Here is a 5,832-nt window from a genome sequence, read left to right as displayed (position 1 = left end):
TGCGCGGGGAGTTGATGGTGCGGGGGTCGACGGCCGCGCCGCGCGAGTAGGACGGGCGGCGAAGGTCCCGCCCCCGTTCGCCCGAAGGGCGGGGCCCGCGGCGTCTGGCGTGTGCGCTCGCAGGGCGCCGGAGCGGGCGTGCCGGGCGTCGCGGGGCAGACGGCTTTCGCCACACACCCCAGGGCGTCACTCGCCGCGCAGGAGGATCCGCAGGACGGCATCCGGGGCGTCGCGCATGACGTTGTGGGTGGAGTCCAGGGAGTGCGTGCGCCAGTCGGGGTCCTTGGCGAGGCGCTCGTGGAGTGCGGTGAACGGGGTGCCCGTCCAGCCGGACAGGTAGACGTAGTCGCGCGTCCTGATACGGGCCAGGCCCTCGCCGTCCAGCCGCAGCCGCTGGAGGAAGGACGCGAGGGGGTGCGCCGTCGTGCGGGGGTCGAGGCCGGGCGGCGGTGCGACCGAGTAGCCGTCCGCCGCCGCGCCGTCGAGGAAGATCTGCCGGAACGCCTGTGTGGTCAACTCCCAGCAGGAATCGCCGTCCTGGGGGACGTAGGCGTCGCTGTAGACGAGACGGCGCACCACGCCCGGGGCGGCGCGGTCGGCGGCGCCGGTGATCACCATGCCCGCGTAGCTGTGCCCCACCAGGACGGCGTCGGTGACCCGCTCCGACGCCAGTACGGCGAGGACGTCCGCGATGTGGGTCTCCAGATTGACCGCCGGGCCGCCGAGGTGCGCGCGCTCGCCGATGCCGGTGAGCGTGACCGGCAGGGCCCGGTGCCCGGCGGCCCGGAGGGTGTCGGCGAGGGCCGCGTAGTACCAGCCGCCGTGCCAGCCTCCGGGCACGAGGACGAAGGTCGCCATGTCTGCCTCTCCTGACATCGCTGGGGAAGGAGGCGGACACTGTGGCTCATCGGCCCGGCGTTCTCAACCTGGTTATGAGGACGGCCTGTTGAGGGGGCGGGCCGGGGTCTACACGTGCGGCCTGCGTCCGTGCTCCTGGTGCGGGAAGTGCTGGTCCGCGCCGGGCAGGGTCGGCTTCGGCAGGGTGGCGACCTCCTCCTTGGCCTGCTCCAGCTGCTCGGCCGTGTCGTGCGGCAGGCGGGGCGGCCGGTGCGTGGCGTGGGAGAAGCGGAAGGCCGAGGTGAGGTCGCCGAAGGTGTCGCGGCGCCAGTCGGTGATGTTCGGCTCCTCGACGCCGGTGAACCGCTCCAGGAACTGCAGGGCCGAGGTGTGGTCGAAGGACTCGGAGGCCACCCAGCCGCCCACCGTCCAGGGCGAGATGATGATCGCGGGGACGCGGAAGCCGCCGCCGATGGGCAGGCCCTGGATGAACTCGCCCGGCGTGCCCGCGCGGGGCGTGGGCGGCGTCACGTGGTCGAACAGGCCGTCGTTCTCGTCGTAGTTGAGGATGAAGGCGGTCTTCGCCCAGACCTTGGGGTTGCTGGCTATCGCCTCGATCTTCTGGGCCACGAAGTCCGCGCCCGCCGCCGGCAGGTAGTCGGGGTGCTCCGACTGGTAGCTCGTCGGCATGATCCAACTGACGGCGGGGAGGCGGTCGTTGCGGGCGTCGTCCTCGAAGGTGCCCTCCGGCTGGGGGCGCACGCCGCGTTCGTAGAGGTCCGAGCCCGGCTGCGCGCTCTTGAAGCTGGCGAAGTTCTCCAGCATGTTGCAGCCGTAGTCGTCGTCCTGCTGGTAGACCTTCCAGCTGACCCCGGCGGCCTGCAGGCGTTCGGCGTACGTCGTCCAGCGGTAGGGCGTGGGCGCCGTGTTGTTGAGGATCGGGCCGCCCTGGGTGCCGGCCGCGTCGATGCTGCCCGTCATCCAGTACAGGCGGTTGGGCCAGGTCGGGCCGAAGACCGAGCAGAAGTAGTTGTCGCAGATGGTGAAGGTCTCCGCGAGCGCGAACTGGAACGGGATGTCCTTGCGGGTGTAATACCCCATGACGTAGGGCCCGTTGACGCCGTCGGCCTTGCGGTGGGCCGGTAGCCACTGGTCCATCCGGCCGTTGTTCCAGGCCTCGTGCTGGACCGACCAGGCGTGGCTGGTGGAGGGGATGGCCTGGGCGCTGGTGGAGTGCGTGTCCAGGTGGAAGGGCAGGAGGTAGCCCTTCGGGTTCTCGGCGTCGGGCTGGTAGAAGACCGAGCGGCCCGTGCTGAGCCGCTGCGCCTTGGGGTCGTTGAAGCCGCGGACGCCCTTGAGGGTGCCGAAGTAGTGGTCGAAGGAGCGGTTCTCCTGCATCAGCATCACGACGTGCTCGATGTCGCGCAGGGAGCCCTTGCGGGGCGGGCCCGCGGCGACCGCCTTCTGGACGCTCGGCGGGAGGAGGGAGAGGGCGGCGGCGCCGCCGACGGCGCCTGCCGCGGAGCCGAGGAGTCTGCGTCGGGTCAGCTCGGTCATGGGAGTCCCCTCTGAAGTGTTCGGGCATGCCAACGGCCCGTGTGCGACGGGCCGTTGGTGCCACTCTGCGGGGAGTCGGCGGTGGGGCGGAGGGGGTTGTCGATGAAATGGCCGACAACGCACGGTGATGACTTGGCCAACCCATGGGCGGCCCTTGAACCGCTATACCTGCCATATGCATGGACTTGACCTGACGGCGTTCCTGCCGCATCCGCGGCCGCGTCCGGATCGTGGACGGGCGCCGCCTCCCGGCGTACGCTGACGAAGCCTTCAACCTCTGACTGAGTCAACTGTCTGTGTCGCGAGGTAGACATGACCGTGCAGGACATCCGGTCCTTCAACCGCTTCTACACGAACGTCATCGGCGCCCTGGACTACAGCCGCCACCTGTACGCCCCCTACACGCTCACCGAGTCGCGCGTGCTGTACGAACTCGCGCACAGCGAGCACGTCGACGCCGCTGACCTGCGCACCCGGCTCTCCCTCGACGCGGGCTACCTGAGCCGCATCCTCGGCAAGTTCGAGCGCGACGAGCTGGTCGAGCGCGCCTCGTCCGAGAAGGACTCCCGTCGGCGGCGCATCACCCTCACCCCGCGCGGGCGCAACGCGGCGCAATTGCTGGACGAGCGGTCGCGGGAATCGATCGGCACGCTCCTCGCCGCCGTGCCCGCCGCCGACCGCGAGCGCCTGACCGAGGCACTGCGCACCGTGCGCGAGGTCCTGGGCGACGGCCGCGCCGCCCCGCACCCGGAGAACGTGCTGCTGCGCGATCCGGGCCCTGGCGATCTCGGCTGGATCGTGGCGCGCAACGGCGCGGTGTACGCGACCGAGTTCGGCTGGAATGCGGACTACGAGGGCCTGGTCGCCCGGATCGTCGCCGACTTCGCGCAGGACCACGACCCGAATCTGGAGCGGGTGTGGATCGCCGAGCTCGACGGCCGTCCGGTGGGCTGCGTGATGTGCGTACGGGACGAGGCGCCCGGTGCGGCGCGGCTGCGGCTGCTCCTCGTGGAGCCGGAGGCCCGGGGCCTCGGGGTCGGCGACCGGCTGGTGCGGGCCGTCGTCGGGTTCGCGCGCGGCGTCGGCTACCGCGAGCTGGTGCTGTGGACGAACGACGTGCTGAAGTCGGCCCGCTCCCTCTACCAGCGGCACGGGTTCGTGCTCGCCGGGGAGACGCCGCACCGGTCGTTCGGGGCCGATCTCATCGGGCAGGACTGGCGGCTTCCGCTGCACCGGGCGCCCGAGTGACAGGGCGCTGAGTGACGCCCGAAAGCCCGGGTAGGGTCCGCCCCATGAAACTGGCGTTCTCCACTCTCGGTGTCCCCGGCCTCCCGCTGGCCGACGTCCTCCGCCTCGCGACCATGCACGGCTACCACGGCGTGGAGCTGCGCGCCCACCCCGAGGAGCCCGTCCACCCCGGCCTCGGCCCGGCCGAACGGGCCGAAGTGGCGTCCGAGTTCAAGGCCGCGGGCGTGGAGGTCCTGGGCATCGCCGGGTACGCGCGCGTGGCGGCGGCCGGCGACGACGACGCGGTGCTCGACGAGATCCGCGCCCTGGTGGACCTCGCCCGCGACCTCGGGGCCCCCTTCGTCCGGGTCTTCCCGGGCGGCGGCGAGCAGGACCCGGAGACGGCCGACGCCACCGCCGCGCGCCGTCTGGGCGTCGCCGCGGAGTACGCGGCCGACCGGGACGTACGGGTACTGCTGGAGACCCACGACTCGCACCGCACCGGGGCCGCCGTGTCCCGCGCCGTCGGCCCCGTCGGCCACCGCCACGTGGGCGTGCTGTGGGACGTCATGCACACCTGGCTGGGCGGCGAGCAGCCCGCGGTCTCGTACGCGGCGCTCTCCCCCTACCTGGGCTACGTACAGGTCAAGGACATCGCGGGCGCCGACGACACCACGCCGTTGCCGCTCGGCGCGGGCGTGCTCCCGCTCGCCGAGTGCGTCGAGGTGCTCAGCCGCGAGTCCTGGGACGGCTGGCTGTGCTGGGAGTACGAGAAGCGCTGGTACGAGGCCGCGGCCCCGCTCGCCGATCTGCTCGGCGCGGGCCGCGAGCACCTCGCGCGGTTGCTCAACGAGTCGGCGTAGAGCGGGAGTTCAGACGCGTACGGCAGCGGGGTCGGGTTCCGCCGCGGGGTGGGGCGCGGGCCCGCCCCGCCGGGCCCCGGCCAGTGAGGTGACCGCCACCCCGGTCACCAGGAGCGCGGCCGCGCACCAGCCCGGCGGGCTGACCGACTCGTGCAGGAACAGGGCCGCGGACGACATCCCGAACACCGGCACCAGCAGGGAGTACGGGGCGACCGTCGAGGCGTCGTAGCGCTGCAGGAGGCGGCTCCAGGCGCTGAAGCCGAAGAGCGTGGTCACGAGGGCGACGTAGACGATCGCGCCCGCGCCCGGCAGGTCCAGGGAGGTCAGGGCGTCGGCGTCGCGTGCGGGCCCCTCGAACAGGAGGGAGAGCGCGAGGAGCGGCAGGACCGGGACCGCGCTCGACCAGACCATGAAGTTGAACGGGGCCGTGGGCGAGGCCTTGCGGGTCAGCACGTTCGACACGCCCCAGAACACCGCCGCCACCAGGACGAGCGCGAAGGCGCCCAGGGGGCCCGAGCCGCCCTCGTCCGCCGCCGCCACCGCGATGCCCGCGAGCGCCACCGCCATGCCCGACACCCTTACGCGGCCCGGGCGTTCGCCCAGGAACGCGAAGGCGATGCCCGCGGTGAACACCGACTGGACCTGGAGCACCAGGGAGGACAGGCCGGCGGGCATCCCGGAGTTCATGCCGAGGAAGAGCAGCCCGAACTTGCCGACGCCGAGGGCGAGTCCGACGCCCACGATCCAGCGCCACGGCACGCACGGCCGCCCGACGAGGAACACCGCGGGCAGCGCGGCGAGCAGGAAGCGCAGGGCGCAGAAGAGCAGCGGCGGGAAGTGGTCGAGGCCGATGTCGATGATGACGAAGTTCACGCCCCACAAGGCGGCGACGAGCACCGCGAGGCCGGTGTGTGCAGGTCTCATGCGTCGAGGATCACGTCCCACGACCGTGTAGCACCAGCGATGATTGCTGCACAGTCGGATGTAGCACTGCTAATGAGAGGGTCGGGATGTTGGATCTTCAGCGGCTGCGCGCCCTGCACGCGGTCTCGGTCCACGGCACCGTCGGCGCCGCCGCGGCCGCCCTCGGCTACACGCCGTCCGCCGTCTCGCAGCAGATCGCGAAGCTGGAGCGGGAGACGCGGACCGTACTCCTGGAGCGGGAGGGGCGCGGTGTCCGGCTCACCGACGAGGCTCACCAACTTGCCGCTACGGCACGTGAGTTGATGGCGATCGTGGAGCGCGCCGAGACCGGTCTTGAGGAGCGGCGGGGCGTGCCTGCCGGGCGGCTGACGATCGCCGCGTTCGCCTCGGCGGCGCGCGGCCTGCTCCCCGCGACGCTCGCCGA

The 5,832-nt window shown here is 72.2% G+C and carries 6 protein-coding genes; 3 read left to right on the top strand and 3 right to left on the bottom strand.

The window, feature by feature from the left end; all coding sequences use genetic code 11:
• Window positions 1–186 precede the first annotated feature (186 nt).
• Window positions 187–858, bottom strand: coding sequence for an alpha/beta hydrolase (locus G3I40_RS17115; protein ID WP_164303019.1), 672 nt, complete (start codon window positions 856–858; stop codon window positions 187–189).
• Between the two features lie 108 nt (window positions 859–966).
• Entirely contained in the window at window positions 967–2,394 is a 1,428-nt protein-coding gene (locus G3I40_RS17110; protein WP_164303018.1) for an alkaline phosphatase family protein, read from the bottom strand.
• Window positions 2,395–2,706: 312 nt separating this feature from the next.
• Between G3I40_RS17110 and G3I40_RS17105 the strand changes: the two genes are divergently transcribed.
• Together G3I40_RS17105 and G3I40_RS17100 are read left to right on the top strand one after the other, a co-directional pair.
• Complete coding sequence (locus G3I40_RS17105; RefSeq protein ID WP_164303017.1) at window positions 2,707–3,642, top strand: bifunctional helix-turn-helix transcriptional regulator/GNAT family N-acetyltransferase; 936 nt, start codon at window positions 2,707–2,709, stop codon at window positions 3,640–3,642.
• A 44-nt stretch (window positions 3,643–3,686) separates the two neighbouring features.
• The gene (locus tag G3I40_RS17100; protein ID WP_164303016.1) at window positions 3,687–4,484 is read left to right on the top strand and encodes a sugar phosphate isomerase/epimerase family protein; all 798 of its coding nucleotides are present in this window, start codon (window positions 3,687–3,689) and stop codon (window positions 4,482–4,484) included.
• 9 nt (window positions 4,485–4,493) lie between these two features.
• Here G3I40_RS17100 and G3I40_RS17095 read toward each other — a convergent pair whose 3' ends face one another.
• Window positions 4,494–5,408 (bottom strand): EamA family transporter, encoded by a 915-nt coding sequence (locus G3I40_RS17095; protein WP_164303015.1) that lies wholly within the window; start codon window positions 5,406–5,408, stop codon window positions 4,494–4,496.
• An 86-nt stretch (window positions 5,409–5,494) separates the two neighbouring features.
• Between G3I40_RS17095 and G3I40_RS17090 the strand changes: the two genes are divergently transcribed.
• The coding region (locus tag G3I40_RS17090; protein ID WP_164303014.1) for a LysR family transcriptional regulator at window positions 5,495–5,832 on the top strand (338 nt) is incomplete at its 3' end.

Origin of the sequence: Streptomyces sp. SID14478 (genome assembly GCF_010548525.1) — a bacterium.
GTDB lineage: Bacteria > Actinomycetota > Actinomycetes > Streptomycetales > Streptomycetaceae > Streptomyces.
This window is presented reverse-complemented; position numbering and strand designations above follow the sequence as displayed.

Bases quoted from the DNA above. Each gene is read 5' to 3' on its own strand.
- G3I40_RS17115 (WP_164303019.1), bottom strand. From the start codon at position 858: ATGGCGACCTTCGTCCTCGTGCCCGGAGGCTGGCACGGCGGCTGGTAC.
- G3I40_RS17110 (WP_164303018.1), bottom strand. From the start codon at position 2,394: ATGACCGAGCTGACCCGACGCAGACTCCTCGGCTCCGCGGCAGGCGCC.
- G3I40_RS17105 (WP_164303017.1), top strand. From the start codon at position 2,707: ATGACCGTGCAGGACATCCGGTCCTTCAACCGCTTCTACACGAACGTC.
- G3I40_RS17100 (WP_164303016.1), top strand. From the start codon at position 3,687: ATGAAACTGGCGTTCTCCACTCTCGGTGTCCCCGGCCTCCCGCTGGCC.
- G3I40_RS17095 (WP_164303015.1), bottom strand. From the start codon at position 5,408: ATGAGACCTGCACACACCGGCCTCGCGGTGCTCGTCGCCGCCTTGTGG.